General features: G+C 63.7%; 28 protein-coding genes. 14 read left to right on the top strand and 14 right to left on the bottom strand.

The window, feature by feature from the left end:
* Positions 1 to 150 precede the first annotated feature (150 nt).
* Complete coding sequence (locus AC4FWB_RS20990) at positions 151 to 2,202, top strand: elongation factor G (RefSeq protein WP_491028165.1); 2,052 nt, start codon at positions 151 to 153, stop codon at positions 2,200 to 2,202.
* Between the two features lie 666 nt (positions 2,203 to 2,868).
* Complete coding sequence (locus AC4FWB_RS20985) at positions 2,869 to 3,366, top strand: methyltransferase family protein (protein WP_491028164.1); 498 nt, start codon at positions 2,869 to 2,871, stop codon at positions 3,364 to 3,366.
* Between the two features lie 18 nt (positions 3,367 to 3,384).
* Here the strand turns inward: AC4FWB_RS20985 and AC4FWB_RS20980 are convergent, their stop codons facing one another.
* Positions 3,385 to 4,281, bottom strand: coding sequence for a LysR family transcriptional regulator (locus AC4FWB_RS20980; protein ID WP_192256131.1), 897 nt, complete (start codon positions 4,279 to 4,281; stop codon positions 3,385 to 3,387).
* Positions 4,282 to 4,353: 72 nt separating this feature from the next.
* Positions 4,354 to 5,328 (bottom strand): thioredoxin-disulfide reductase, encoded by a 975-nt coding sequence (trxB, locus tag AC4FWB_RS20975; protein WP_491028163.1) that lies wholly within the window; start codon positions 5,326 to 5,328, stop codon positions 4,354 to 4,356.
* Positions 5,329 to 5,550: 222 nt separating this feature from the next.
* On the opposite strand from trxB, the gene AC4FWB_RS20970 reads away from it, so the two are divergent.
* Positions 5,551 to 6,027: an Lrp/AsnC family transcriptional regulator gene (locus AC4FWB_RS20970; protein ID WP_126088098.1), complete on the top strand. Its 477-nt coding sequence runs from the start codon at positions 5,551 to 5,553 to the stop codon at positions 6,025 to 6,027.
* Between the two features lie 68 nt (positions 6,028 to 6,095).
* Here AC4FWB_RS20970 and AC4FWB_RS20965 read toward each other — a convergent pair whose 3' ends face one another.
* The 4 genes from AC4FWB_RS20965 to AC4FWB_RS20950 all read right to left on the bottom strand — a co-directional run bounded on the left by AC4FWB_RS20965 (position 6,096) and on the right by AC4FWB_RS20950 (position 9,573).
* Positions 6,096 to 6,728, bottom strand: a complete 633-nt coding sequence (locus AC4FWB_RS20965; RefSeq protein ID WP_491028162.1) for a D-glycero-alpha-D-manno-heptose-1,7-bisphosphate 7-phosphatase — start codon at positions 6,726 to 6,728, stop codon at positions 6,096 to 6,098.
* On the bottom strand, positions 6,721 to 7,293 hold the full coding sequence (locus tag AC4FWB_RS20960) for a D-sedoheptulose-7-phosphate isomerase (RefSeq protein WP_491028161.1): 573 nt from the start codon (positions 7,291 to 7,293) through the stop codon (positions 6,721 to 6,723). The genes AC4FWB_RS20965 and AC4FWB_RS20960 overlap by 8 nt, the downstream gene beginning before the upstream one ends.
* Before the next feature lie 7 nt (positions 7,294 to 7,300).
* Positions 7,301 to 8,788: a D-glycero-beta-D-manno-heptose-7-phosphate kinase gene (gene rfaE1 / locus AC4FWB_RS20955; protein WP_491028160.1), complete on the bottom strand. Its 1,488-nt coding sequence runs from the start codon at positions 8,786 to 8,788 to the stop codon at positions 7,301 to 7,303.
* A gap of 152 nt (positions 8,789 to 8,940) precedes the next feature.
* The gene (locus tag AC4FWB_RS20950) at positions 8,941 to 9,573 is read right to left on the bottom strand and encodes a LysE family translocator (RefSeq protein ID WP_491028159.1); all 633 of its coding nucleotides are present in this window, start codon (positions 9,571 to 9,573) and stop codon (positions 8,941 to 8,943) included.
* Positions 9,574 to 9,764: 191 nt separating this feature from the next.
* Between AC4FWB_RS20950 and rfaD the strand changes: the two genes are divergently transcribed.
* The 3 genes from rfaD to waaC are packed head-to-tail and all read left to right on the top strand — an operon-like array spanning position 9,765 to position 12,666.
* Positions 9,765 to 10,715: an ADP-glyceromanno-heptose 6-epimerase gene (gene rfaD / locus AC4FWB_RS20945; protein WP_491028158.1), complete on the top strand. Its 951-nt coding sequence runs from the start codon at positions 9,765 to 9,767 to the stop codon at positions 10,713 to 10,715.
* Positions 10,688 to 11,695, top strand: a complete 1,008-nt coding sequence (waaF, locus tag AC4FWB_RS20940) for a lipopolysaccharide heptosyltransferase II (protein ID WP_491028157.1) — start codon at positions 10,688 to 10,690, stop codon at positions 11,693 to 11,695. The genes rfaD and waaF overlap by 28 nt, the downstream gene beginning before the upstream one ends.
* Positions 11,692 to 12,666, top strand: coding sequence for a lipopolysaccharide heptosyltransferase I (gene waaC / locus AC4FWB_RS20935; RefSeq protein WP_491028156.1), 975 nt, complete (start codon positions 11,692 to 11,694; stop codon positions 12,664 to 12,666). The genes waaF and waaC overlap by 4 nt, the downstream gene beginning before the upstream one ends.
* Positions 12,667 to 12,771: 105 nt before the next feature.
* On the opposite strand, the gene greA is transcribed toward waaC, so the two are convergent.
* Both greA and AC4FWB_RS20925 read right to left on the bottom strand, forming a co-directional pair.
* On the bottom strand, positions 12,772 to 13,245 hold the full coding sequence (greA, locus tag AC4FWB_RS20930) for a transcription elongation factor GreA (protein WP_491028155.1): 474 nt from the start codon (positions 13,243 to 13,245) through the stop codon (positions 12,772 to 12,774).
* 272 nt (positions 13,246 to 13,517) lie between these two features.
* Positions 13,518 to 14,072 carry a tetratricopeptide repeat protein gene (locus AC4FWB_RS20925; RefSeq protein ID WP_491028154.1) on the bottom strand — a complete coding sequence of 185 codons (555 nt, stop codon included), beginning with the start codon at positions 14,070 to 14,072 and terminating at the stop codon, positions 13,518 to 13,520.
* Between the two features lie 181 nt (positions 14,073 to 14,253).
* On the opposite strand from AC4FWB_RS20925, the gene AC4FWB_RS20920 reads away from it, so the two are divergent.
* The 4 genes from AC4FWB_RS20920 to AC4FWB_RS20905 all read left to right on the top strand — a co-directional run bounded on the left by AC4FWB_RS20920 (position 14,254) and on the right by AC4FWB_RS20905 (position 17,668).
* Positions 14,254 to 14,679 carry a DUF3775 domain-containing protein gene (locus AC4FWB_RS20920; RefSeq protein WP_491028153.1) on the top strand — a complete coding sequence of 142 codons (426 nt, stop codon included), beginning with the start codon at positions 14,254 to 14,256 and terminating at the stop codon, positions 14,677 to 14,679.
* A 193-nt stretch (positions 14,680 to 14,872) separates the two neighbouring features.
* Positions 14,873 to 15,895: an extensin-like domain-containing protein gene (locus tag AC4FWB_RS20915; RefSeq protein WP_491028188.1), complete on the top strand. Its 1,023-nt coding sequence runs from the start codon at positions 14,873 to 14,875 to the stop codon at positions 15,893 to 15,895.
* Positions 15,896 to 16,063: 168 nt separating this feature from the next.
* On the top strand, positions 16,064 to 16,888 hold the full coding sequence (locus AC4FWB_RS20910; RefSeq protein WP_491028152.1) for an extensin-like domain-containing protein: 825 nt from the start codon (positions 16,064 to 16,066) through the stop codon (positions 16,886 to 16,888).
* Positions 16,889 to 16,960: 72 nt separating this feature from the next.
* Positions 16,961 to 17,668: an LssY C-terminal domain-containing protein gene (locus AC4FWB_RS20905; RefSeq protein ID WP_491028151.1), complete on the top strand. Its 708-nt coding sequence runs from the start codon at positions 16,961 to 16,963 to the stop codon at positions 17,666 to 17,668.
* A 21-nt stretch (positions 17,669 to 17,689) separates the two neighbouring features.
* Here the strand turns inward: AC4FWB_RS20905 and AC4FWB_RS20900 are convergent, their stop codons facing one another.
* Positions 17,690 to 18,712: a zinc-dependent alcohol dehydrogenase family protein gene (locus AC4FWB_RS20900; protein ID WP_491028150.1), complete on the bottom strand. Its 1,023-nt coding sequence runs from the start codon at positions 18,710 to 18,712 to the stop codon at positions 17,690 to 17,692.
* 122 nt (positions 18,713 to 18,834) lie between these two features.
* Here AC4FWB_RS20900 and AC4FWB_RS20895 point away from each other — a divergent pair, with 122 nt between their 5' ends.
* Together AC4FWB_RS20895 and AC4FWB_RS20890 are read left to right on the top strand one after the other, a co-directional pair.
* A complete protein-coding gene (locus AC4FWB_RS20895; RefSeq protein WP_491028149.1) occupies positions 18,835 to 19,749 on the top strand; it encodes a LysR family transcriptional regulator in 915 nt (304 codons plus the stop codon).
* A 90-nt stretch (positions 19,750 to 19,839) separates the two neighbouring features.
* Positions 19,840 to 21,153 carry a hemolysin family protein gene (locus AC4FWB_RS20890; RefSeq protein WP_491028148.1) on the top strand — a complete coding sequence of 438 codons (1,314 nt, stop codon included), beginning with the start codon at positions 19,840 to 19,842 and terminating at the stop codon, positions 21,151 to 21,153.
* A gap of 6 nt (positions 21,154 to 21,159) precedes the next feature.
* Here the strand turns inward: AC4FWB_RS20890 and AC4FWB_RS20885 are convergent, their stop codons facing one another.
* Positions 21,160 to 22,140, bottom strand: a complete 981-nt coding sequence (locus AC4FWB_RS20885; protein WP_491028147.1) for a quinone oxidoreductase family protein — start codon at positions 22,138 to 22,140, stop codon at positions 21,160 to 21,162.
* A 97-nt stretch (positions 22,141 to 22,237) separates the two neighbouring features.
* On the opposite strand from AC4FWB_RS20885, the gene AC4FWB_RS20880 reads away from it, so the two are divergent.
* Positions 22,238 to 22,630: a winged helix-turn-helix transcriptional regulator gene (locus AC4FWB_RS20880; protein ID WP_491028146.1), complete on the top strand. Its 393-nt coding sequence runs from the start codon at positions 22,238 to 22,240 to the stop codon at positions 22,628 to 22,630.
* 65 nt (positions 22,631 to 22,695) lie between these two features.
* On the opposite strand, the gene AC4FWB_RS20875 is transcribed toward AC4FWB_RS20880, so the two are convergent.
* The gene (locus tag AC4FWB_RS20875; RefSeq protein ID WP_059186859.1) at positions 22,696 to 23,301 is read right to left on the bottom strand and encodes an NADPH-dependent FMN reductase; all 606 of its coding nucleotides are present in this window, start codon (positions 23,299 to 23,301) and stop codon (positions 22,696 to 22,698) included.
* 90 nt (positions 23,302 to 23,391) lie between these two features.
* Between AC4FWB_RS20875 and AC4FWB_RS20870 the strand changes: the two genes are divergently transcribed.
* Positions 23,392 to 23,760 carry a winged helix-turn-helix transcriptional regulator gene (locus tag AC4FWB_RS20870; RefSeq protein WP_491028145.1) on the top strand — a complete coding sequence of 123 codons (369 nt, stop codon included), beginning with the start codon at positions 23,392 to 23,394 and terminating at the stop codon, positions 23,758 to 23,760.
* A gap of 221 nt (positions 23,761 to 23,981) precedes the next feature.
* Here the strand turns inward: AC4FWB_RS20870 and AC4FWB_RS20865 are convergent, their stop codons facing one another.
* The 3 genes from AC4FWB_RS20865 to AC4FWB_RS20855 form a co-directional block, all read right to left on the bottom strand.
* A complete protein-coding gene (locus AC4FWB_RS20865; RefSeq protein WP_491028144.1) occupies positions 23,982 to 24,131 on the bottom strand; it encodes a hypothetical protein in 150 nt (49 codons plus the stop codon).
* Between the two features lie 115 nt (positions 24,132 to 24,246).
* Entirely contained in the window at positions 24,247 to 24,642 is a 396-nt protein-coding gene (locus tag AC4FWB_RS20860) for an acyl-CoA thioesterase (protein WP_491028143.1), read from the bottom strand.
* 111 nt (positions 24,643 to 24,753) lie between these two features.
* A complete protein-coding gene (locus AC4FWB_RS20855; protein WP_491028142.1) occupies positions 24,754 to 25,695 on the bottom strand; it encodes a phosphoribosylaminoimidazolesuccinocarboxamide synthase in 942 nt (313 codons plus the stop codon).
* Positions 25,696 to 25,733 lie beyond the last annotated feature (38 nt).

The following is a 25,733-nucleotide window of genomic DNA, read 5'->3' as shown; positions in this document are numbered from 1 at the left end:
AACCGAAGCCGGCGCATTTCCTATTTTTCTTGCCCTCTCCGCGAACCCGTGTGACGATGGCCTTGGGCAGGTGGTGAGCAACAACCCCGCCCGCGACGGCCGAACAGGCCGGCCGCCGCTCCCAGGGAAACGCCTGAGTGGAGGTCAGCCATGGGTACTCGCGCCGGAGGACGACGCACGGGACCGAAATGCATTGCCATAGTCGGTCCCTTCGCAAGCGGTAAGACGACACTTCTTGAAGCAATCCTCGCCCGCACGGGCGCCATTCCCCGCCAGAATCCCGTCTCATCGGGCAACACCGTTTCCGATCACTCGCCGGAGGCCCGCGCCCACGCCATGAGCGTCGAGGCGACCTTTGCCACCACGGAGTTCATGGGCGAGCAGTTGACCTTCGTCGACTGCCCCGGCTCCATCGAATTCGCCTTCGAGGCAGAGCCGGTGCTTGCGGCCTGCGATGTCGCCGTCGTCGTTGCCGAAGCGGATGAAAAGAAGATACCCGCGCTCCAGCTCATCATGCGCAAGCTCGACGATCTCGGCGTGCCGCGCATCCTGTTCCTCAACAAGGTGGACAAGGCGATCGCCGGCGTGCGCGAGACGCTGAAGATGCTGCAGCCGGCAAGCTCGGTCCCGTTGCTGTTGCGCCAGATCCCTCTGCGCAAGGACGGCGTCGTCATCGGCTCGATCGATCTGGCGCTGGAGCGCGCCTATGTCTACCGCGAATACGCCGAAAGCCAGGTCGCCGAGATCCCCAACGACGACAAGGCGCGCGAGCTCGAAGCGCGCTTCTCGATGCTGGAGACGTTGGCCGACCATGACGACCAGCTGATGGAACAGCTCCTGGAAGAGATCGAGCCGCCGAAGGATGCGATCTTCGACGACCTTGCCGCGGACCTGCGCGCCGGTACGGTGACGCCGGTGCTGATCGGCACGGCGGAGAAAGGCAATGGCGCGCTGCGCCTGTTGAAGACGATCCGCCACGATGCGCCGGATGTCGAGGCGACCCGCAAGCGCCTGGGTGTGCCGGACGGCAACCAGACGGTCGTGCAGGTGATGAAGACCATCCACACTGCGCACGGCGGCAAGCTGTCGGTGTCGCGCGTGCTTTCCGGCCAATTGGCCGATGCGGCCGAGCTTTCCCTCTCCAACGGCGACACGACGAAGGTCTCCGGCATCTACAAGATGCTGGGCAAGGATCAGCTGAAGCTGCCGTTAGCCAGCGCTGGCGACACCGTCGCGCTCGGCAAGCTCGACAGCGTCAGGACCGGCCAGACGCTGAGCTCGGCCAAGGGCGGCATCAAGCCGCTGTTCACGCTGGAGCCACCGCAGCCGGTGTTTGCCTTCGCGCTACGCCCCAAGGAACGCAAGGACGAGGTCAAGATGTCGGCGGCGATCCAGAGGCTTGCCGAGGAAGACCCGTCGCTCAACCTGCACCACAACCAGGACTCCGCGGAAACCGTGTTGTCGGGGCATGGCGAAATGCACCTGCGCGTCGTGCGCGAGCGCCTGGAGGGCAAGAACCAGATCCCGATCGAAGGCCATTCGCCGGCGGTGCCTTATCGCGAAACGATCCGCAAATCCGCGCAGCAGCGCGGCCGCCACAAGAAGCAGTCAGGCGGCCACGGCCAATTCGGCGACGTGGTGATCGAGATCAAGCCGCTGCCGCGCGGCTCGGGCTTCCAGTTCACCGATACCATCACCGGCGGTGTCGTGCCCAAGACCTACATCCAGTCGGTGGAGACGGGCATCCGTGACTATCTGAAGACCGGTCCACTCGGCTTCCCCGTGGTGGATGTCGCCGTCAACCTGTCGGACGGCTCCTACCATGCCGTCGATTCCTCCGACATGGCCTTCCAGATGGCGGCAAAGCTGGCGATGAAAGAAGGCATGGCGGCCTGTTCGCCGGTTCTGCTGGAGCCGATCATGAAGGTCGAAATCGTCACGCCATCCGATGCAACCTCGAAGATCATCGCGTTGATCCCGCAGCGGCGCGGCCAGATCCTTGGCTATGACGCGCGGCCCGACTGGCCCGGCTGGGACGTGGTCGAGGCGACCATGCCTCAGGCCGAGATCGGCGACCTGATCATCGAGTTGCGTTCGGCGACGGCGGGCGTCGCCAGCTACAAGGCCGGCTTCGACCATATGGCCGAACTGACGGGGCGCCTGGCCGACGAGGCGATGAACGCCAACGGCAAGGCTGCATGACCGATTTTGGTTGAAGACATGAAAACGGCGCCCGGATCGTCCGGACGCCGTTTCTATTGCGGACCGTCTTCCTGGGAGGCAACGGCAGGTCCGCCGCATCAGGAAATGGTTCGGACGCGGTAGCTGCCTGAGCCCGGCCTGTCCGAGTGATGCCCCCATCTCTCGAACGGACCAACCGCGTCCTATCATCTACTTAATCGATAGAGTGCGTCCGCGACATGTTACCCGATGTTACATGTCACTGTTACGTGGCTTTCGCTCACACATTTCCGGCCTCGCGGTGATCTCGGCGCAACAAAAAAGCCGGATCAATAAAGATCCGGCTGAGTTTGATTGGAAGTGCCGATTAGGGCTAACCTCCAGAGGGGAACACTCGAGGGCGCTAATGGGAGGAGAACGCGCCCTGGAGATGAACTATATATGTGCTCATCATGCCCAAGAAACAAGCATCTATTTTGCAACGCACGCATGCAAAAAGACGCAGGCTGTGGTCCAACCCGTCCCAGGAACCGATAGGACCAGAAAAAATCGCCGAATCGTGTGCCTTTTCAGCGTGAAAGCGATTGCTGATATGCAAATCAGGTCCGATTCTGCCCGTAAAATACGTGAAATCAAAATGATGCAGATTCGGGCAGGTTGCGTTTACTTTTGCGGCAGGAGGGACTGATGCGAACTTTTTCGGCAATCGCCGGCAGCGCGCTATTCCTCGTTGCAGCACCCGGCGTGGTCGCAGGGGCGATACCTTGGCTATTGACCGACCATTATCGCATGCCGCCGTCCACCGTGCCCGGTTTCGTGCCCGTAGGCTGGATCTTTGTGGTCGGGGCGGCAGGGATCCTGCTTCATGCCTTCGCCCGCTTCGCCCTGGAAGGACTTGGCACGCCTGCTCCCGTGGCTCCGACAGAGAAATTGGTCGTCGGCGGCATCTATCGCCACGTGCGCAACCCCATGTATGTCGCGGTGCTGTCGATCATCTTCGGCCAGGTGCTCATCTTTTCGAGCGGAGTCGTGTTCGTCTATGGCCTGATTGCCGCGGCGGCGATGATCTCGTTCGTCAAGGTCTACGAAGAGCCGACGCTCGCCCGCCGCTATGGCGCTGAATACGAAACCTACCGCCGCGCCGTTCCCGGTTGGCTGCCGCGGCTGACACCGTGGCGAGGGTAGGCCACAAACGAGCTAGGCCTAATAAGACCAGCTACGCGCCTTGGCGATGATGAAATCGCGGAACACATGCAGCTTGGCCTGGTTCTTCATCGCGTCCGGATAGGCGAAATAGGTATCGAAGGACGGCACCTCGGTCTCGGGCAGCAACTGGACCAGGTTCGAGTCCTTGTTGATGACGTAGTCGGGCAGCATGGCGATACCGGCACCGCCCTGGACCGCGCGCTTGATCGACAGGATGTCGTTGATCTGCAGCGTCGGCACCCTTTGCCCGCCCTCGAAATCGCCGACCGTCTCCAGCCAGTTCAGTTCCGACAGATGCGAGGGCACCGGCACGCCGAAGGTGACGATCCGGTGGTTCCTCAGCTCGGCGATCGACGCGGGCTTGCCGAACTTCGCCACGTAGGAGGGCGCGGCGTAGAGATGGAAATGCACGGTGAACAGCCGGCGCTGGATGAGATCCGGCTGCTGAGGCTGCCTGAGGCGAATGGCGCAGTCGGCCTGGCGCATGGTGAGGTCGAGCTCCTCATTGGCGAGGATCAGCTGCAGGCTGATCTCGGGATAGAGCTCGATGAATTCCTGCACGCGCTCGGTCAGCCAGCCGGCGCCCAAGCCCACCGTGGTCGTCACCCTCAGCACGCCGGAGGGACGGTCCTTGGTCTCGGTGAGCCGCGACTTGATCGTCTCCAGCTTCATCAGCACGTCATGCGCCGTGCGGAACAGCATCTCGCCCTGCTCCGTCAGCACGAGGCCGCGCGCGTGGCGATGGAACAGCGCCACGCCGACGTCATGCTCCAGCGCGCTGACCTGCCGCGAGATCGCCGATTGCGACAGATGCAGCGTCTCGGCGGCGTGGGTGAACGACCCAGCCTCCGCCGCAGCGTGAAACACGCGTAGCTTGTCCCAGTCCAGCGCCATGATTCCCCTCGTGTTGCCTTTGGCGTCTGAATGAAAAATCAGGCTTTTAAACGGCGTTCTTCAGCCGGTCGATTATTCCGCCGCTTCGCGGTGAACTTCGATCCCCGCGAGATATTTTTCCGCTTCGAGCGCGGCCATGCAGCCGAGCCCCGCCGCCGTCACCGCCTGCCGGTAGATGTCGTCGGTGACGTCGCCGGCGGCGAACACGCCGGGCACGTCGGTGCGGGTCGAATCGGGCGCCGTCCACAGATAGCCGTTCGGCTTCTGCTTGAGCTTGCCGGCGAAGAGTTCGACCGCCGGCGCGTGGCCGATCGCGACGAAGACGCCATCGACCTTCAGCCGCGACACCTCTCCGGTCGCCACGTTGCGCAGCTTCAAGCCCTCGACCGAAGGCGGCATCGGCGCCTTGCCCGGCTGCCCGGTGATCTCGTCGACGACCGTGTCCCAGATGACGCGGATGTTGTCCTTCTTGAACAGCCGCTCGCGCAGGATGCGCTCGGCGCGGAAATCGCTGCGCCGGTGAATGACGGTGACGCTCTTGGCGAGGTTAGCGAGATAGAGCGCCTCCTCGACCGCCGAATTGCCGCCGCCGACCACCGCGACATCCTTGCCGCGATAGAAGAAGCCGTCACAGGTGGCGCAGGCCGAGACGCCGAAGCCCATGAAGGTCTGCTCCGAGGGGATGCCCAGCCACTTGGCCTGAGCGCCGGTGGCGATGATCAAGGCGTCCGCTGTGTAGACGGTGCCGGAATCGCCGGTGGCGCGGAACGGCCGCACATTGAGGTCGACCTCGGTGATGATGTCGTTGACGACGTCGGAGCCGACATGCTCGGCCTGCTTGAGCATTTGCTCCATCAGCCAGGGACCCTGGATCGGATCGGCAAAGCCCGGATAGTTCTCGACATCGGTGGTGATCATCAGCTGGCCGCCCTGCTGCAGGCCGGCGACAAGCATCGGCTTCAGCATGGCGCGGGCGGCATAGATCGCCGCCGTATAGCCGGCCGGGCCGGAGCCGATGATGAGAACGGGCGCATGTTTGGTGTTCATGAAAAAAGTCCCCTGCGGCTCGAGGCCGTGGTTTGTCGGCGGTAATGTAAGTGTTGCCCGCCAAGCCAGCAAGGCAGCTTGGCCTTCGTCCCCGGAAAGCTGCATAGCACGGCATATTGGGCCATATCGCGGCCCGAAAGCAGAAAAATCATCGCAAAGGGATGGCCTCCTGCGCGAAACCAAATTACAAAATCGCGAAAGATTCTTGCGCGAAAGCCAATCATGCCGCTCAAAGCCGATCTCGACGCCATCGACTGGAAGATCCTGCGCGAGCTGCAGAACGACGGCCGCATGACCAATGTTGAGCTGTCCAACCGGGTCGGCATCTCGGCGCCGCCTTGCCTGCGCCGGGTCAGGCGGCTGGAAGAGGCCGGCATCATCCGCGGCTACCGCGCGCTGCTCAACGCGCCGGCGCTCGGCATGGACGTCGTGGCCTTCTGCCTGATCGGCCTGCACCATCAGGCCGATGCCGAGCTGAAAACCTTTGCCGAGCGCACGCGCGGCTGGCCGATCGTGCGCGACGCCTGGATGGTCTCCGGCGAGTCCGATTTCCTGCTCCACTGCGTGGCAAGCGACCTCGGCACCTTCCAGACCTTCGTCATCGAGGAGCTCGCCTCGGCCCCCAATGTCGACACTGTGCGCACCGCGTTGACCATCCGCCGCGTCAAGGACGAAGGGCTGGTAGCGTTTCCAGCTTAATGCGCCAGCTTCCGATGAATCCGCTGGAAAAACAGCGGGTTGACGCTCAATTTTGAATCAATCTGGAATCAGAGCGACCGTATCGCGGTGAGCAGACCCGCTAGGTCATGCGCATCTCGCAGTGGCAAAACTGAAAGCTCACCCGTCGTTGTGGCTTCGCCATCGACAAGCCAGCCGCGCTCGAGGCCGGCGCGCAGGCCTGCTTCCATGTCCGCAGGCTTGTCGCCGACGATCAGCGATCGCTTGAGATCGAGGCCAAGGCGGCGTCCTCCTTCGAGCAGCATGCCCGGATTGGGCTTGCGCATCGGATGATCGGCAATTGCCAGTGGACCCGAACCCGCTTCGTGATAGGCACAGGCAAGCATCATGTCGACACTGGCTTTGTTCTCGGCCAGCAGGTCGAGCACCCGCTGGTTGACGCGGGCGAAGACATCCCAGTCAAAATAGCCGCGCGCGATGCCGGACTGGTTGGTGACCACGACGACCGGCACACCGGCCCGGTTGGCGGCCTCGATCGCCGGCAGCATCTGAGGCCTAAGCACAATGTCGGCCGGATCACTGGGATAGTCGGTATCGACATTGATGGTGCCGTCGCGGTCGAGGAACAGCGCCGGCAGACCCGTCGGAAAAGTCCTTGCTCCAATCCGCTCGACCCACAGGCCGGGTTCGGCGAGCGGAAAGGCTCTTTCGCCGTCAGCCATTGCTGAGACGCGCTTCCACCGCCTCGCAAAGATGGTGGTAGAGGCAGAGGTGCCCCTGCTGGATGATCGGCGTCGAGGTCGACGGCACGTTGAGCAGGATGTCGGTCAGCGGCTTCAGCTTGCCGCCGGTGTCGCCGGTCAGGCTGATCACCGTCATGCCCATGGCCTGCGCCTGCTCGGCGGCGGCAAGGATGCTCGGCGAGTTGCCGCTGGTCGAGATGGCGAGCAGCACCGCGCCTTCCGATCCATGCGCCTCGACCTGACGCGAGAACACGGTGTCGAAGCCGTAGTCGTTGCCCCAGGCAGTCAGTACCGCCGCGTTGGCGGGCAGCGCGATGACATTGTAGGCCTTGCGCTCTTTGAGGAACCGGCCGACCAGTTCGCCGGCAATATGGATGGCATCGCTCGCCGAGCCGCCATTGCCGCAGATCAGCAGCGCCTTGCCCTGCGACAGCGCCGTCACGACCGTGCTCACCGCGCGTTCCATCTCGCCGGTGAGGTCGCGCTCGACCATCGCCGTGATCGCCGCCGCGGAGCGGACCAGATAATCGTTCAGCTCGGACATGAAACCCTCAATTCGTGCCGGCACGCAGCTTGCCGATGGTGTTGGTCGTGCTCTTGCCGGCAACGAGATCGACCAGCACGACGCGCCCGCCTGCCTTCTGGACCACGTCGGCGCCGACCACGGTCTCTATCGTGTAGTCCGCGCCCTTGACCAGGATGTCGGGCTTGAGCGCTTCGATGAGCGCCAGCGGCGTGTCCTCCTCGAAGACGACGACGGCGTCGACCGAGGCAAGGGCGGCGAGCACGCAGGCGCGGTCATGCTGGTCGTTGACCGGACGTCCTGGGCCTTTCAGCCTTCGCACCGAGGCATCGCTGTTGAGGCCGAGCACCAGCCGGTCGCACTGACTGCGCGCGGCGTGCAGCAGGCTGACATGGCCGGCATGCAGGATGTCGAAGCAGCCATTGGTGAAACCCACCGTCAGCCCCTCCTCCTTCCAGGCCGCCACCATCCTGGCCGCCGCATTGGCGTCCAGAATGGCATCCTGGTGGACGACAGGCCCATGCGAACGGAACAGCGCGCCGGAGAGCTCCTCGATGGTCAGCCGCGCCGTGCCGCGCTTGCCGACCACGACGCCGCCGGCGGCATTGGCGATTGTAGCAGCCTGCACGCGGTCGGCGCCGGCGGCCAGGGAGAGCGCGAAGGTAGCGATGACCGTGTCGCCTGCGCCGGAGACGTCGAACACCTCGCGCGCCTGCGTGGAGATGTGACGCGCATCCTCCGCGGTAACGACGCTCATGCCCTTTTCGCTGCGGGTGGCGACGATGAACTCGAAGTCATGCGCGGCGATCAGGTCGCGCGCCGCGGCCACGATCTCGTCGTCGCCGAACACCTTGCGTCCAGCCGCCTCGCCGAGTTCCTTGCGGTTGGGTGTGACGGCGGTCGCCCCGGCATAGCGCGCATAGTCGCGGCCCTTCGGATCGACCAGCACCGGCTTTCCGGCATCGCGGCAGATCGCGATCAGCTCGGCCGCCACACCGTCGAGCAGGATGCCCTTGCCGTAGTCGGACAGGATGACGATATCGGCGCGCGCAAGCGCGGCCTGGAAGTGGTCGAGAAGCGCAGCACGCTCGCTGCGGGCCAGCGGCTTGATCTCTTCCTCGTCGAACCGCAGCACTTGCTGGTTGAGCGCGCTGAAGCGGCTCTTCGATGAGGTCATGCGGCCTTGCCGCTGCGCCAGGCCGTCGGTATCGGCGCCGAGCTCACCAATCATGCGCATGAGATTGTCGCCAGCCTTATCGGCGCCGATCACCGACACGGGAATTGCGGCCGCGCCCAGCGAGACGATGTTGGAGACGACGTTGCCGGCGCCGCCCATGGCCAGCATCTCGCCCCGCCCATGCAGCACCGGGATCGGCGCTTCTGGCGAGATCCGCTCGATGACGCCGCTGACGAAGCGGTCGAGGATGAAATCGCCGACCACCAGCACGGTGACGTCGCCGAAGCGGGCGATGGCGCGATGCAGGGGCTCTGGGGAAGGCAGATGGTGCTTGATCATCTCACTGGCACGCGCCTGAAGGGTGGTTCTTGATCAGGGTTGCAGCACCGGAAAATCCGGCGCCCTTCGTTCTTCGCGATGCCGATATACCGCAATTCGGGCCAGCGCAACGGCAGGCTTGAAGCGGGTCGCGGCCAGAGCGGGCAGTCGAATCAGGCCTTCTGCAAGGCGACATGGACGCCGAGGCCGACAAGCACTGCGCCACCCGCGCGCTGCATCCAGCGCTGCGCGCGGCCAGAGCGACGCAGTCGCGCGACCATCGCCCCGGCCAGGAAAACGCAGAGGATGTCGGCCGAGGAGAACATCAGGTTGACGATTGTTCCCAGCACAGCGAACTGCAGCCAAACCGGGAAGACTGCCGAGGCATCGATGAATTGCGGCAGGAACGCCATGAAGAAGATCGCCGTCTTGGGATTGAGCACCTCGACCGTGATGCTTTCAAAAAAGGCGCGGCGGGCCGACTTCCGCTCGATCGTGGGCAGCGTTCCGTTTCCTTTTGTCCTGGCGCGGAACATCGAGACGCCCAGCCAGATCAGGTAGAGCGCGCCGACGAGTTTGACGGCCATATAAAGCGGCGGCACGGCGTGGAACAAGACGGACAGACCGGTCGCGGCGGCAAGGACATGCACGTAACCGCCGAGGTGGATGCCGAGCGTCGCGGTCAGGCCGGACCAGCGGCCGCGGGCCATGGTCTGGGCCGCGGCGTAGAGCATGGCCGGGCCGGGAATATAGGCAAAGATCGCCGTGGTTACGAAAAAGGCGACAAGCAGTTCGGTCGACGGCATTGCCTTGCTCCTGTTGCGATCCCCAGTTCATCGCTGCGACCGCGCCCGATGGGCGACGCGTGGCGACGAAGCCTAAGCATTGCGGCGTCACTGTGGCCAACGGCTCCGGTGAAACCTTGGGCCGCTTTATCGACACTCCCGCCCACCTCCCCTATAAGGGCCGGAATCGATAAGCGAAACCAGAGGCCTTCATGATCATCGTCACGGGCGGCGCCGGCATGATCGGCTCCAACATCGTCGCCGCGCTCAATGCCGAGGGCCACGACGACATCGTCGTCGTCGACGATCTCACCGACGGCCACAAGATCGCCAACCTGGCCGACCTCCACATCGCCGACTATCTCGACAAGGACGAATTTCTGGCCCGGCTCGAGGATGGCGGGCTCGGCCGCATCGAGGCCGTCTTTCATCAGGGCGCCTGCTCGACCACCACCGAATGGAACGGCAAGTTCATGATGGAGGTGAACTATGCCTATTCGAAGCGGCTTCTGCATGCCTGTCTCGCGCTGCGCGTGCCCTTCCTCTATGCCTCCTCGGCCTCGGTCTATGGCGGCGGCAGCGAGTTCCGCGAGGAGCCGGAATTCGAGCGGCCGCTCAACGTCTACGCCTATTCGAAGAAGCTCTTCGACGACTATGTCCGCCGCAACGTCTTCGACACCGATCACTCGCAGGTTGCCGGCCTGCGCTATTTCAACGTCTACGGGCCGCGCGAGGCCCACAAAGGCGCCATGGCCTCGGTCGCCTTCCACCTGTTCAACCAGGTCGAGCGAGGTGAAAATCCCAAGCTGTTCGGTGCTTGTGGCGACTTCGGCCCGGGCGAGCAAAGCCGCGACTTCATCCATGTCGGCGATGTCGCCGAGGTCAATCTATGGCTGTGGAAGCGCGGCTTGAGCGGCATCTTCAACTGCGGCACCGGCCGCGCCCAGCCGTTTCGCGCCATCGCCGAGACGGTGATCGAAACGCTCGGCAAGGGTGAGATCGAGTTCATCCCCTTCCCCGAGCATCTCAAGGGCAGCTACCAGAGTTTTACGCAGGCCGATATGTCCCGCTTGCGCGCGGCCGGCTACAATGGGCAATTCCGCACCGTCGAAACCGGCGTCAGAGATTATGTCGAATGGCTGAAAGCCCAACGATCCTCGTGATCGGCCCACGCTGGGTGGGCGACATGGTCATGGCCCAGTGCCTGTTCGCGGCGCTGAAGGAAAAGCATCTGAACGCCGCGATCGACGTGCTGGCGCCCGCCTGGGCGGCGCCCCTGGTCAAGCGCATGCCCGAAATACGCTGCCAGATCGATTTCCCGCTGATGCCGGGCGCGCTCGAATTCCGCAGCCGCAGGCGCTTTGGCCGCCTGCTGCGCGGCCGCTATGATATGGCCTATGTGCTGCCGGGTAGCTGGAAATCGGCGCTGATCCCGTTCTTTGCCCGCATTCCGTGCCGCGTCGGCAATCTGAGGGAAATGCGCTACGGCCTTTTGACCGACATCGTTCCTTTGCCCGACGCCCTCAAACGGCGCACGGCGCGCGCCTATTTCGGCCTTGCCCGCGGCGGCACGTTTCGCGCGCCGAAGCTTACTGTCGACGTAGCCAACCAGGCCGATCTGCTGGCGCGGTTCGGATTGCACGCAAAGGAATTCGTCGCCTTGATGCCGGGCGCCGAATTCGGCCCGGCAAAACGCTGGCCGAGCGAACACTATGCCGAGCTCGCCCGAGGGATGATGGCAAAGGGCCTCGGTGTCGCCTTGCTGGGCTCGAAGAACGACGCCGAGGTGACCGGCGAGATCGCAAGGCTGGCACCAGGTACCATCGATCTTGCCGGCCGGACGAAGCTTGAGGACGCCATCGACCTGATCGCCGCAGCGAAGCTCGCGGTGTCGAACGACAGCGGGCTGATGCATGTCGCGGCCGCCGTCGGCACGCCGATCGTCGCCGTCTACGGCTCGACCTCGCCCGAGAACACGCCGCCGCTGACCGATCGCTCGGAACTGATCTGGCTGCATCTTTCCTGCTCGCCCTGCCACAGCAAGGTCTGCCCGCTCGGCCATCTCAACTGCCTGAAAACGCTCGACGTCGCGCGGGTGGCTGCCGCGGCCGACCGGTTGCTTGAGGTTCCGGCGGCCGCATGAAGGTGCTGATCGTCAAGACATCGTCGATGGGTGATGTCATCCATACGTTCCCGGCTGTCGAGGATGCGCTGCGCAATTGCCCGGACATAAGCTTCGACTGGTGCGTGGAAGAGGCCTTCGCCGGCATCGTCGCCTTGCATCCGGCGATAAAGTCCATCCACAAGGTGGCGATCCGGCGCTGGCGCAAGAAACCGTTTGACGGCGACACATGGCGCGAAATGACTGGCCTCCGCCACGCGCTGCGCGGCGCTCGTTATGACCTGGTCATCGATGCCCAAGGCCTGCTGAAGTCGGCCGTGGTCGCCAGACAGGCCGGCGCACCGATCGCCGGCTTTGACCGTTCGAGCGCCCGCGAGCCCTCGGCGACGCTGTTTTACGATCGCAAATACACGGTGCCGCGCGAACTGCACGCCATCGAGCGCACACGGCGGCTGTTCGGGCAGGCCTTGGGCTATCAGCCGGATCTTACGATACTCGACTCCGGCATCGTGCCGCCGGTGAGCGGCCTTCCTATCCCTGGAGACAAGCTCGCTTTCCTGCTGCACGGCACCAGCCGCGAGGACAAGAAATGGCCGGTCGAGGACTGGATCGAGACCGCGCGCCAATTGGTGTCCAGGCAATTCACCCCCGTGGTCACCTGGTCGAACGAAGCGGAAAAGGATGTGGCGGAAGCGATCGCCAGCGCCGTGCCGAAAACGGTGCTGATCCAGAAATCACCGCTCGCAGCGATCGCCGCGATCCTTGGCCGGTCGACGCTGGTGATCGGCGCCGATACCGGCCTCACACACCTTAGCAGCGCCTTCGGCCTGCCGACCGTCGCCATCTTCCTGGCAACGGAGCCGGGCCTGACCGGCCCGCGCGGACCGTTCTCCTCGACCTTGCTTGCGCCCGCTGGCGGCAAGGTCACGCCTGTTGAAGTGATGGCTGAGGCGGAGCGGTTGCTGGCGCTTCGATCAGAAGCGCCAGCCTAGAGCAATTCCAGGAAAAGTGCGGCGCGGTTTTCCGTCCGGAATTGCGTAAAAACAAGTATTTAGAGTGGGTCAGCGATTCCGTGAAACGCTGAACCGCTCTAGGCCCTAGATAAACTGAACCCGGACGATCTCGTAGCCGCGGGCGCCGCCGGGGGCGTTGACCTCGATGGCGTCGCCGACCTCCTTGCCGATGAGCGCGCGCGCGATCGGCGAGGAGATCGAGATACGGCCCGACTTCACGTCCGCTTCCTGGTCGCCGACGATCTGATAGGTCTTCTTTTCCTCGGTATCCTCGTCGACCAGCACGACGGTCGCGCCGAACTTCACCTTGTCGCCGCTGAGCTTCGTGACGTCGATCACCTCGGCGCGCGCGATCAGGTCCTCGAGCTCGTTGACGCGGCCCTCATTGTGACTCTGCGCCTCTTTGGCGGCGTGGTATTCGGCATTTTCAGACAGGTCGCCATGCGAGCGGGCTTCGGAGATCGCCTCGATGATGCGTGGACGCTCTTCCTGCTGGCGCCAGCGCAGCTCTTCCTTCAATGACGCGAACCCCTCGCCTGTCATCGGAACCTTGATCATGATGCCTGACCTTTCCTGCCGCCACCCCCGCTTTTCGGGAGCAGCCTTGTCAACGGGTACAAAAAGAAAACGGTCCGGCAGCCTCGGGCTAACGGAACCGTCTCACCACAATTTCCCCGAATATAGCGATCTTCGCGCGATTTTCACGTCCAAAAATTGAAGTTCGGCAAAATGATCACTGCTTTCGCTTGATCGCCTGGCGGTGAATGCGGCAGCAGCAAGAAACAGGCTGCGAATGCTCGCAGCCGGTTTTGAGAGGCCGGTGGTCGAAATCAGCTCCTCAGGAAATGATCGATCTGCTCTGACAGCATGCCGTATTCGCGCGAGCCCTTGCCGGTCCGCTTCTCGATCTCGATCAACTGCTGCTGCGCGCCGGCAAGATCGCCGATTTGCAGATGCGCCTCACCGAGATATTCGCGCACCAGCGTGTAGTTCGGGTCGATGCGCAGCGCTTCCTCGTAGTAGCCGAGGCCGACCGTGACGCGGCCGGAATGGCGATGCGAATAGCCGAGATAGTTGAGGATGCGCGGATCCTGCTTGTTGGCGGCGAGCGTCAGCACCGAGATCGCCTCGTCATAGCGCCCGGCCATCGCCAGATCGTGGCCGGCTTCGTAAATGCTGTCGTCATCCAGCATGCCATATTGCGGCACGACGCATTTCTTCTTCTTCTTATCCCAGACCTCGCCCTTCTTGCACTGGGTCGTCTGGCCGCCGCTGCCGCCTCCGGAGTTGCCTCCACCACCCCCTTCGCCGGCCGTGAAAGCGGGCGCCGCGAACAGCGGCAGGGCAGCAACAGCCATGACCTGGATAAGTAAACGTCTGCGCATCGAAGCCTCCGTGAGCGTGACAATGGCAGATTAACGCCGCCTTGATGCGGTTTCATCCCGAAAAGCCAGCGGCAGTCGAACTATTTGAACGCCTGGGCGCATCCCCACTCCTTGCGAACGGACGTGACGCGGGCCGTAAATCCGCTATCATCGGTCGAGCGCTTTACGTGGAGAAAGGCCCGTGCAGCAACGCCTCGAACAGGAATGGGAGCTTTCCATCGACCCGGACACGGTGCGCCTGTTCATCCTCAAGGCCAAGGCGCTGAGTGCCGCCGTCAACGAGGATTACGACGACGGCGCCGAGCACGAGGTCGAGTTCGATGGCGACAGGCGCGACAGCCATCATCATGACGGCCTGGCAGAGGAAGCCTCGGAAGACCTCACCGAGGAAGAATTCCGCGAGCTGATCAACGATCTCAATGTCGATGAAGCGGCCGAGCTCGTGGCGCTGGCCTGGATCGGTCGTGGCGACTACGACGCTTCCGAATGGATCGACGCGGTGGCCGCGGCGCGCGAGCGCGCCAACAAGCGCACTGCCAAATACCTGCTCGGCCTGCCGCAACTCGCCGACTGGCTGGAGGACGGCCTGGAGGCGATCGGCGCGTAACGGGCCGGTAATCGTTTTTGATCGCAACGCTACCACCTCCGAGGCAACCTTGCCTTGTCGGCGCCGTTTCCGGCCGATGGCAACGCTGAGCTTTTCCGGATTTTGCAGACTGGCGCTGCCCTTGGCGGCGGCGGCCTTTATGATTACGCCGGCCGATGCCAAGCATCGTTATAGGCAGCCGCTGACACCGCGTGTGGAGCAGCCCTTGACGCAGCGGGCCGATCAGCCCCTGAGGCCGAGGAGTAAGCACCGCGTGAGGCCACGGGGCAAACGGCATATCATGCCAACGCAGACGCAACAGCAAACGCAGGACCAGCCGACCTCACCCGCCGATGTTCCGGTGCCAGAGCCACGTCCGACGGAAGCGCCAAAGGCCGACGCAACAACGATGAAAGAGCAGAAGGCTACAGGTCCAAAGCCCGCTGACGCATCCAACCGGCTCAATCAAGAAAAGTCTCGTCCCGAGCCTTCGGCCCCCGGGCCGTCAACCGAAATGGAAAACGAACCTGAGCCACCGGCCGCGGTGCCGATTCCGACACAAAGACCCGACACCGCGGAACCGGAGGTTGAACCGCCCGCTGTCGCACCGAAGCCACCGGAAAAACCGGTTGATACCGACGACAACAAGATGATGCCCGATCCGCGGTCCGCTGAACTGCCCGCCGACAAGATGCCGCAAGAGGAAGTAGCCTGTCGCGAGCGGCTGAAGGCGCTCGGCGTCGAATTCGAGGAGCACAAGGCTGAGCACGATGCCAAGATCGGCTGCTCGATCCCCTACCCCATCATACTGAAAACGCTTGGAAAATCGATCAGTATCGGTTCCGGCACCGAGCTCAACTGCCGGATGGCCGAGGCTGCAGCGCGCTTTGCCGCGGATGTCGTCCGGCCGGCCGTGAAGGCCGAATTCGGCGCCGATCTCAAGGTGATCAACCAGGCATCTGCCTATGTCTGCCGCCCGCGCCACGGCGGCGGCAAGCTGTCGGAACACGCCTTCGGCAACGCGCTGGACATCGCTTCCTTCACCCTGTCGGACGGCAGGACGATCGGCATCGGCCCCGCGCCGCCGGAGAAGGACGGAAAATTCCTGAATAAGGTGCGCGAAGCCGCCTGCGGACCGTTCAAGACTGTGCTAGGCCCCGGCAGCGATCCCGACCATGCGCTGCACTTGCACTTCGACCTGGAGCCGCGCCGCAACGGCGGGACTTTCTGCCAGTGAGCCTGCCCCGGACAAGATCAAGTTCAGGCGGAATAAAGAACAATGCCGCAATTCGGCCCCAGGCGTGAACACCGGCGCTGATCTTTCCTTTACTGTTGCCGATTAACCTTGTGCCATCGGGAGCATGATCCCAATTGGGATCAGCTCTTGGGGACAGGATGCCTTTCGATGGCCGGAAGATTTGGCGCCACGCTTTCAATGGCGCGGCAGAACAACCGTGCGCGTATTGTTGCCGTGAGGCTGGCCACGGGGCTCGCCATTGCGACGCTATCGGCCTGCAACACCGGCGATGTCTTCTCGCTCCAGCCTGCCGTCGATGTCGGCAGCCAGACCGCCGCCGTGCCGGAGGCGCCGCAATATTCCGGCATGCAGCGGCTCGTCCCGTCCAATCCCTATATGACCTCGGCCGCCTATCCGCGCATGGATGAGCCGATGTCGCCGGTCGAGCAGATGCCGGCCAGCGAGATCGACTGCCGCAACGAGTTGAAACGCATGGGCGTCGTCTACACCGACATCCAGCCGATCCATGAAGGCCAGTGCGGCATCGATTTTCCGGTGAAGGTTTCGGCCATCGGCAGCGTCGAGATGAAGCCGGCAGCGACGCTCACCTGCAACATGGCAGCGACCTTCGCCGCCTGGACCAGGAACGAGCTGGTGCCGGCCGCGCGCTGGCGCTATTTCTCCGGCGTTAAGACCATCCACCAAGGCTCGAGCTACTCCTGCCGCAACATCGCCGGCGAAGGTGTCCTGTCGGAACACGGCAAAGGCAACGCGCTCGATGTCATGAGCATCGAGCTCAACAATGGCGACGACATCGATGTCCGCAAGCCCGGCCTGTTCGCTTTCCGCACCCGCGGCTTCTTGAACAACGTGCGCGCCGACGGCTGCCAGTATTTCAACACGGTGCTCGGACCGGGCTACAATTACGACCACCGCAACCACTTCCACTTCGACGTCAAAAACCGCAGGAACGGATATCGCGCCTGCCGCTGAGCGGCACAGCCTGCTGCCCAATCCACGCGACACCGCATAGAGTGGCCGCGAATAGGTTCGGAGTGGTCTCTCTTGGGTGAGCGAAGCCTCAGGCGGCGCGCGGCGATCTGGCTGGCTGCGTTCTGCGCCTTCTATCTGGCGTTCGCCTATCTCGCCGCGCCGGAATTCTGGACATGGCGGGAGCGCGGTTTCCGCACGCAGCGCTTCGAGATGGTGACCCACACGCCGCAGGGCATTCCGGGCGACCCGATCAATGTCGGCCTTGTCGGCACCCAGAAGGAAGTGGTCCACACCTTTGCCGTCGCCGGCTGGGACACGGCCGAAGTCGTCACGCTGAGGACCGCGATCGATATCGGCGAAAGCGTTCTGTTTTCCCGTCCCTATCCCGATGCGCCGATGAGCCGCTTGCTGTTCGAAGGCCGCGCCCAGGATCTTGCCTTCGAAAAGCCGGTCGGCGACAGCGCCGACCGGCGCCATCATGTCCGCTTCTGGCAGACAAACACGGTCGGCGACGACGGCCGCCCGCTCTGGCTGGGCGCCGCGAGCTTCGACCGAGGCGTCGGCCTCAGCCACGACACCGGCGCCATCACTCATCATATCGGCCCCGACATCGACGCCGAGCGCAACTTCCTGATCGGCGATCTCAGCACCTCAGGCATGCTGACCTCGACCAGCGAGATACCGGGGATCGGCGCCACGAAAAGCGGCAGGAATGGCGGCGGCGATCCTTATTTCACCGACGGCATGGCGACGATCGGCGTTTTGGAGACACTGCCGTGAAGAGGGTGACGCCGGTGCGGATCATGTCGCGGTGATGACGATCTTGCCGAACGGCCCTTTCTCCAAGTGCCCAAACGCCTGCGGCACGTCGTCGAAGCCATAGACCTTGTCGATGACCGGCTTGATGCCGAGCGCTTCGATCGCCCGGTTCATGCGCTCGAAGCTGCGGCGGTGGCCAATGGAGATGCCTTGCACGACGATGCGGTTGCGCATCAACGGCAGAACCGGAAAGCTGATCTCCGTCGCGCCGAGCAGGCCGATGATCGAAAGCCGGCCATCGGCGGCAAGCGCGTTGAGCGACCGTCGCGCATTGTCGCCGCCGACCATCTCCAGGATGTGGTTCACGCCCAAGCCGTCCGTCAGGTCGCGGGCTGCCTTGTCCCAGGCCGGCTGCGTGCGATAGTTGATCACCTGCCAGGCGCCGAGATCCTTGGCGCGCCCGAGCTTCTCGTCGCTGCTCGAGGTGACGATGGCGCGCAGGCCGAATGCCGCGGCGAACTGCAGCGCAAACAGCGAGACGCCGCCTGTGCCCTGGATCAGGATGGTCTGGCCCGGCACAGGCCTCGTCGCTTCGGCCATCGCGAACCAGGCCGTCAGCGCCGCGATCGGCAGCGTCGCCGCCTCGATATCGCTGAGCGATGGCGGCGCGAGCACGGCGGCGTCTTCGCCGAAGACGACATGCTCGGAAAGCATGCCCGAGAGCGAGGAGCCCAGCGTGTGCTTATGGAGCACCGGCGGCGCATCGCCGTCCGGCCAGTCGGCAATCACCTGGCCGAGCACGCGCTGCCCGATCTGGAACCGGCTGACCGCGCTGCCGACGGCAACGATCTCGCCCACGGCATCGGAAGTGGGCACGAAAGGAAGCGAAAGATCGGGGATCAGCACGCCATCCACGATCAGCTTGTCCTTGTAGTTCAGCGAAATCGCTTTGGTACGCACCAGAAGCTCATGCGGGCCTGGCTCGGGGATCTTGCCTCTCACCAGGTTCAGGTTCGGCAAGCCGAACCCCGTCATCTGCCAGGACCTGTTGCCGTCGGTGCCCATGTGTCGCGCTCCTTGATTGATGGCTGCGCGAGACATCTATGCGATCCGACTATGGAAAATAATGCCGCAATGCGGGATATTCTGCGACAGATTGAAGATGAAAAATCTACAATAGGTGCATCATGGATTCGACTGACCTGCAAGGTATCGTCGCATTCGTTCATGCTGTTGAGGCCGGCAGCTTCACCGGCGCTGGCGAACGGCTGCATGTGACGAAGTCCGCCATCGGCAAGTCGGTCGCGCAGTTGGAACAGCGCCTCGGCGTCCGCCTGCTCAACCGCACCACCCGCAGCCTCAGCCCCACCAGCGAAGGCACGAGCTATTACGAAGCCTGCGTGCGGGCCTTGGCGGAAATCGAGGCCGGGCAGGCGCTGCTCGCCTCACGCCGGCATATCCCTTCGGGCCGGCTCCGCGTCGACGTGCCGCTTGCCTTCGGCCGCAGATGCGTCGCCCCCGTGCTGTTCGGCATCTCCAGCCGGTTCCCGGACCTGGCGATCGAGATCTCCTTCAACGACCGGCGCGTCGACCTGATCGAGGAAGGCATCGACCTTGCCGTCCGCATGGGCGATCTCGACGACAGCCTGTCGCTCGCGGCGCGCCGCATCTACGCCCAACGCTCGGCAATCTGCGCCGCTCCCGACTATCTCGAAAGGCGTGGCAGGCCGCGATCCCTCGACGATCTCGTCCATCACAGCGTCATCGGCTATGGACGCGAGGGCGTCGTTCGTCCCTGGACCGTAAGGAACGCCGACGGCCATCTGACGACTTTCGTCCCCAAGGCCAGGCTTGTCCTCGGCCACGGCGAACCGATGCTCGATGCAGCCCTTGCCGGCTGCGGCATTGCCTTTCTGCCGACCTGGCTGGCGGCTGAGAGCCTGGGGCGCGGCGAGCTTGAAATGGTCTTGTCCGACTGTCTGGTCGAAAACATCGTCGTGCACGCCGTCTGGCCGGTGACGCGGGCGCTGACGCCAAAGGTGCGGGTCGTCATCGACGCGCTCGTCGAACATTTTTCGACACCACCCTGGGATGCCGCTTGAACAACCCGCCTGTCATGGTCCGAAATTGTCATGCTCCAAAAATAACGGCGGACTATTTTCGAATGCACTGCGGCAATGCTATTGACGCCCATGCTTTATGTTGAAATCGCCGTCGTGGCCGTCCTCATCCTGGTGAACGGCCTTCTGGCTATGTCGGAGCTCGCCATCGTCTCGTCGCGGCCTGCCCGCCTCAAGGCGATGATCGACCGCAACATCAGGGGGGCCGGCCGCGCGCTGGCGCTGGGCTCCAACCCCGGCAAGTTCCTGTCGTCGGTGCAGATCGGCATCACCCTGGTCGGCATCCTGTCCGGCGCCTTTTCCGGCGCCACTCTCGGCGAGCGATTGGCGCACTACCTGGCCTCGACCGGCATCCGCGAGAATATTGCCGACCCCGCGGGCGTCGGCATCGTCGTCGCGATCATCACCTATGCCTCGCTGATCGTCGGCGAGCTCGTGCCGAAGCAGATCGCGCTTAGGGATCCGGAGCGCGTCGCCGTCCGGGCAGCGCCCGCCATGACCATCCTCGCAACCGTCTCGGCGCCGCTCGTCATCCTGCTCGACATTTCCGGCCGCACCGTTCTGTGGCTGCTCGGCCAGACCGGCGAGGCGGAGGAAAAAGTCACCGACGAGGAGATCAAGATGCTGGTCGCCGAGGCCGAGCATCACGGCACGATCGAATCCGACGAGCGGCGCATGATCGCCGGCGTCATGCGCCTCGGCGATCGCGCCGTGCGCGCCGTGATGACGCCGCGCACCGAGGTCGACTGGATCAACCTGCAATCCGACGAGGCGGCCATCCGACGCCTCTTGATGGAGACCCAGCATTCGCGCCTGCCCGCCGCCGACGGCAATGTCGATGCCATGGTCGGCGTCGTCCAGACACGCGACGTGCTGTCGGCGATCCTCGGCAGCAAGGTGCTGGAGCCGCGCCAGCATGTGCGCGCGGCCCCCATCGTGCACGACCAGGCCGACGCGCTCGACGTGTTGGCGAAGCTGAAGGAATCGGACGTGCCGATGGCGCTCGTCCATGACGAATACGGCCATTTCGAAGGCATCGTCACGCCGGCCGACATCTTGGAAGCGATCACCGGCGTCTTCCGCTCCGACCTCGAGGCCGGCGAGGAAGAAAACGCCGTCAAGCGCGAGGACGGCTCATGGCTGCTTGCCGGCTATATGCAGGCCGACGAGATGGCCGAGGTGCTGGGCATCGACCTGCCCGAGAACCGCGACTATGAGACTGTGGCCGGCTATGTGCTGTCGCATCTGCACCACCTTCCCACAACCGGCGAATGCGTCGACGCGCAAGGCTGGCGCTTCGAAGTGGTCGACCTCGACGGCCGCCGCATCGACAAGCTGATCGCCACCCGCCTGCCCGACGGCCATCGCCCGATCGCGCGGCGGTAGTTCGCGCTACGGCAGCAGCACGACCTTGCCGGTCGAACGGCGTTCCTCGAGCAGTCGATGCGCCTCGGCGGCCTGGTCGAGCGGGAAGCGCCCGCCGATCGCCACCCGCAACCGGCTGTTCGCAGCCGGTTCGAAAAGCTCGGACAGGCTCGACTTAAGCTTTTCACGAGTCAAAAGCGGTAGCAGCGCAAATCCCTTGAGCGACTGGTTTCGGCCGACCATCGCTTCCAGGTCGGAGGCGGATAGCGCAAACCGGCCGAGCGCTGCGAAGACGAGCTCGCCGCCGGGGGTTAGAGCCGAAAGACCCGCCGCCGTCGCCGCGCCGCCCACCGTATCGTAGATCGTGTCGGCGCCGGCGCCGCCGGCCGCCCTGCGGACCTGCGCCGGCCATTCTGCCTCACCGGAGTCGATCGCCACATCGGCGCCCAGCAACGAAGCGAAATCGAGCTTCGCCTTGCCGCCGGCCAGCGCAATGACGCGACGGGCGCCCTGCCCTCCTGCAAGTTGGACAAGCAGCGAACCGACCCCGCCGGCGGCGGCCGGAACCAGCACGGTTTTATTCGCGGGCGGGCTTTGCTTAAGCAGATGGAAGGCCGTCAGCCCTTGCACCATCAGGGCCGTAGCGTCCTCGAAAGAAAGCGCATCCGGCAACGGCACAACCAGGCTGGCGTCGATCGTCACATACTCGGCATAGCCGCCGAAAGGTCGGTCGGAGAAAAACAGCGGCGCGGCGACGCGGCTTCCCAGCAGCCGCGGCTCCACACCCTCGCCGACCGCCTCGATGATGCCGGCGGCCTCGACGCCGGGAAACATCGGCAGGCTTGGCGTGACCGCATAGCGATCCGCACGCATCAGCACCTCGAAGAAATTGATACCAGCGGCCTTAACCCTGATCAGGACCTCGCCGGCTCCTGCGACAGGCGTCGGGACATCGACGACTTCCAGCACTTCGGGACCACCGAAGCGGCTGAACTGAATGGCTTTCATGGCGGGCTCCGATCGCTATGGCATCGGCGCCGCTTTGCCACTATTTGCGCTGTCGCTTCTACACACAGATTTGTCCCCTGCTCACCAGGAGGTGACCATGGCCCGAGCCATAAAGAGACTGCCGATGCTGCCGGCGGAGCGTGCCCTGAAGGTGATCTCGGGCCGCTGGAAAGCGGTGATCCTCTACTATCTGTTCGATGGCCCTCGCCGGCTCTCAGCGCTGAAGGCGCTGATGCCCGGCATTACGCAAAAGGTGCTGATCGAGCAGTTGCGCGAGATGGAGGAGCATGGGCTGGTCAGCCGCGAGATCTTCGCCGAGGTCCCGGCCCGCGTCGAATATTCCGCGACGCCGCTCGGTCTCAGCCTCGAGCCGATCCTTTTGGCGCTTTGCCAATGGGGTCAGCATCACGCCGACGAGCTGAACGAGCGGGGACGCCTTGCCGACTGCATCATCAGGCCAAGGCAGATCGCGCAGGCTCCCGCAAATTGAAAGGGGCGGCGCAAGCGCCGCCCCTAAGGAACGTGATCTCGGCAGGGTGATCCTGCCGCGACGGCTCAAGCCGCCTTGGCTTCAGCGTCAATCGCATCGGCAGCGCGAGCCGCCTTCAGCACCTTCGCCCACCAAGCAACGTCATTGACCAGAGCGGCCGCCGCCTGGTTCAGATGCTCGATGTCCTCGAGTTTCTTTTCGCCCTGGCGAACCGCAAGGAAATCGCCCCAGGCGATGTGGACAGCCGACTTGACCGGCGCCATCTGCAGCTCGACGGCATGCAGCCGGAGCTGTTCGACGGCGCGCGAGCCGCCGACGCTGCCGTAGCCGACAAAACCGGCCGGCTTCTTGTTCCATTCATTGGCGGCGTAGTCGATCGCGTTCTTCAGCACCGCGGTCGGGCCGTGATTGTACTCAGCGGCGGTGAAGATGAAGCCATCGAACTCGGCGACCTTCTTCTGCCAGCGCTGCGCCACTTCGTTCTGCGACGGCGCCCAGGCGGAGGAAGCAACCTCGTCGAAGAAGGGCAGCGGGAAATCGCGCAGATCGACGACTTCGACGTCGATGTCGGCATGCGTCTTGGCGATCTTGGCGATCCACTGCGTCGGCACGTCGGCGAAGCGGGCGGCGCGCGTCGAACCGACGACAATGGCGATCTTGGGTTTGGACATTGGGCTCTCCTTGCGGGGGGAATTCTGGTATCGATTGGATACCGGCGCTATATGTGATACTGACAATTTGGAGCGCAAGGAGGCACATTTTTGTTACCGAGGCACCCGTTCAGCACCGAGGACTGCCGCGCCGTGTCGGAAATCCTGCAGCGGGTCGGCGACAAATGGACCGTTCTGGTGGTTGGCAAGCTCGGTGGCGGACCGCTCCGCTTCAACGAATTGCGCGCCGCCGTCGGCGGCATTTCACAAAAGATGCTGACCACCACCTTGCGCGGCCTGGAGCGTGACGGCTTCGTTACGCGCAAGGTCTTTCCGACCATTCCGCCGCGCGTCGATTACGAGCTGACCGAGCTCGGCCACGAGCTGCTGGTGCCGGTCGGTGCGCTTGGCGATTGGGCACGAAAGAACACCGAACGGGTCAAAGCGGCGCGCGCCAAATTCGACGACCTGCACGCCTGAACCCCTTGGGAAGCAAGGGGTTCAGGGTTTCGCTGCAGGGGAATGTAACCTGCTTGTGACCTAACTGCCGGCGGCCTCTGAATGACCTCCCGACGTCTCCGATTTAGGGCTTGATACCGACCAGGCGGCAAGGCCTGATGACGAGGGTCGTGTTCCGACGACAGCCGTTCAGGCGCTTGGCGCGATGCGATCGCATCGGGCAGAATTGCAGATCTCGCACATCACGCCCGGCTCCCTGAACCTTCATTGCCATGCAACTGGGCGATGCGCGGAAGATCTTTTTTGACCTCGGCATAGGCCGTTATGCCGAGCAGACAGACCAGGGCGACGAGGGCTGCCACCAGCCAGCCGTTCAGCATGTGTTGACGCATTGTCTTTCCTCCAACACCCGCAGAATTGAGCGCGAAGGCAACCATTGGATGTCGCGAAGCACATTGCTCGCGCAGGCGATGTTACAAATGACCCTGGATTGGAGAATCGCCTTCGTCAGCTTTCGGCCGGAACCGGCTTCGGTTTGCCCTCGCCGTCGAGCGCCACCATGACGAAATCGGCATGGGTGACCTTCTCCATCAGGTCGGAGAGATAGCGCTGGGCCCACGCTTCGACCTTGAGCGTCATCGAGGTGCGGCCGACGCGCTCGACATGGGTGTAGATGCACAGCGTGTCGCCGATCTTCATCGGCTTGGCGAAGGACATCTCCTTCACCGCGGCAGTCACCACGCGGCCCTTGGCGCGCTCGGCGGCGCGAATGCCGCAGGCAAGGTCCATCTGCGCCATCACCCAGCCGCCGAAGATGTCGCCAGCGGCATTGGCGTCGGACGGCATGGCCAGCGTCCTCAGCGTGAGATCGCCGAGCGGCTTTCCGTCCGTGTAATGCACCATGCCGCAATCCCCTCCAGATCGGTCACCCCGATCCGTAGCGTCGCGGCACCGAGAGGTCAACGCGCGACCGCACGATGCCACAGTCGGCACCCGAGAAAGGCTCCTTGACCGCTAGAAGTAACGCTCGAGATTCGAGCGAATGCGGTCCAGAACGGTATCCCCGGAAATGTCAGGAACAAATTCCCCGCCCGTGATGGCCTCATAAGCCTGCGCATAGATCCGCGAGGCCTGTTCGACGATCTCGTCGGGGATCGTCGGAATTGGGTCCCTGTAGGGATCGCACCGGGCCGACACCCACGATCTGATGAAATCCTTGTCGAAGCTCTCCGGCCGCGCGCCGCTTGCCAGAGCCTGTTCGTAGCTCCCGGCGATCCAGAAGCGGCTGCTGTCGGGCGTATGGATTTCGTCGGCAAGGATGATCGCCCCGCTCTTGTCGGTGCCGAATTCATACTTCGTGTCGGAGAGGATGAGGCCGCGCTCGGCGGCGCGCGCCTGGCCGCGGGCGAAAAGCTGCAAGGCATAGCCCGACACGATGTCCCACTGTGCCTGCGTGAGAAGCCCGTGCTCGATGATCTGCGCCTTGGACAGAGGCTCGTCATGGCCGCCATCCGAAGCCTTGCTCGTCGGCGTGATGATCGGCTCGGCCAGTTTTTCGTTGTCACGCAGACCGTCCGGCAGGACCATGCCATACATGGCCCGCTCGCCTCGCCGGTAGCGGGTCAATATCGAAGTGCTAGTGGTCCCCGCCAGATAGCCGCGCACGACGATCTCGACCGGCAGGATATCGAGCCGCGTGCCAACGACGACATTTGGATCAGGATATTCGAGGACGTGGTTGGGACAAATATCGGCGGTTTCTTCGAACCAGTAGCGGGCCGTCTGGGTAAGAATCTCGCCCTTAAATGGGATCGATGCCAGGATCCTGTCGAAGGCGCTGATACGGTCGGTGGCGATGATGATGCGCCTGCCGTCCGGCAGGTCGTAATTTTCTCTGACTTTGCCCCGGTAGTGTCCCGGCAGTTCGGGAATGAAAGCATCCGACAGGATACGCATGTGATGTCCCGCCTTCCGCAGATTGGCCGATGCCTTCG

It is taken from the genome of Mesorhizobium sp. LEGMi-168a, assembly GCF_058312955.1.
This window is presented reverse-complemented; position numbering and strand designations above follow the sequence as displayed.